Origin of the sequence: Bacillus sp. SIMBA_008 (assembly GCF_046535495.1) — a bacterium.
GTDB classification, from domain to species: domain Bacteria; phylum Bacillota; class Bacilli; order Bacillales; family Bacillaceae; genus Bacillus; species Bacillus subtilis.
The window spans coordinates 1-229 of the sequence record NZ_JAWRWL010001430.1 but is presented as its reverse complement, the minus strand read 5'-3'; the positions used below and the strand labels follow the sequence as shown (position 1 = coordinate 229).

Here is a 229-nt window from a genome sequence, read left to right as displayed (position 1 = left end):
CCTCAAATCGTAAATCTTATCTCAGCTATTCGAACAATCTCAGATCATTACGGTCCAGATTTTCTATTAAGCATGGCTCCTGAAACAGCTTATGTTCAAGGTGGTTATAGCGCATACGGAAGCATCTGGGGTGCTTATTTACCGATTATTTTCGGAGTAAAAGACAAACTAACATACATTCACGTTCAACACTACAACGCTGGCAGTGGCATTGGAATGGACGGTAATA

The 229-nt window shown here is 40.6% G+C and carries 1 pseudogene; it reads left to right on the top strand.

The annotated features are described in order from the left end of the window. Positions 1-229 (top strand): annotated as a pseudogene (locus SB658_RS28210) (chitinase); the annotation flags it as partial.